This window comes from Vibrio sp. 811, from assembly GCF_033339195.1.
Genome location: NZ_JAWOUB010000328.1, coordinates 1 through 758 on the forward strand (window position 1 = coordinate 1; position 758 = coordinate 758).

General features: G+C 46.7%; 2 protein-coding genes. Both read right to left on the bottom strand.

Annotation, left to right across the window (positions count from 1 at the left end; all coding sequences use genetic code 11):
- The coding region (locus R7Q46_RS26660; RefSeq protein ID WP_318078154.1) for a hypothetical protein at positions 1-337 on the bottom strand (337 nt) is incomplete at its 3' end.
- A 43-nt stretch (positions 338-380) separates the two neighbouring features.
- Positions 381-629, bottom strand: coding sequence for a hypothetical protein (locus tag R7Q46_RS26665; RefSeq protein ID WP_005466481.1), 249 nt, complete (start codon positions 627-629; stop codon positions 381-383).
- Between the last annotated feature and the right edge of the window lie 129 nt (positions 630-758).

Consider the following 758-nt stretch of genomic DNA (forward strand, 5'->3'; position numbering starts at 1 on the left):
TTAGCAGTAGTTGAGCGGTAAAGTGGTACGTCACTACACCCGCAGCTAAACACACACTGAAGATAAACAGCACCGACAGCAGCGTAAAAATAATACTGAACATCACGATTTGGCGCGCAGCCGCCACGTTGACTTTCATCTCTAGCAAAAACAAATCCAACGTCGAGCCCGACCACGTTCGCAGTGACGTCGAAAGATCGTCAATCTGCGACAAAATGGCTCGCAGCCCATTAATGGCTTGTTCAACTTCCTGATTTTTAGCCCCATTTAGGGCTCGGCTACTGTCTGCAGTAGCCGAGCCTTGGCGCTCATTGATGGTATGCTCGGAGTCATTCATAAAACTCTTCCTTCATGATTAGAGCGAAATGTAAGGAACAGGCTTATTTGATGAGCTTAGAGACCGCCCAACCTGCCAGGAATGCACAACCGATACTCAACAGCGGGCGCTCTTTAATGACGTTTTCTGCGGATTTGGTCGCTTGCTGAATGTTCTCTGCGCCAACTTCCAGCTTCTCTTTGGCATGTTCTTTCATGGCGCCAACCGCTTCTGAAGTGGCTTGCTCTGCAAGGTGGTACGCCTCTTCAAATTGCTCTTGAGGTTTAACTGCGCTTTCTTTTGTATTAGCCATAACTAGCCTCCGTTGATTGAGATTACCTTGGATTAAACGGTTGTGATTCCGCTGAGAAGTAATCTGATAAAAGTGAATTCTTTTCGTTTCCTCGTGAGTGGTATTGCGATTACTGTGCCAACTTAATAA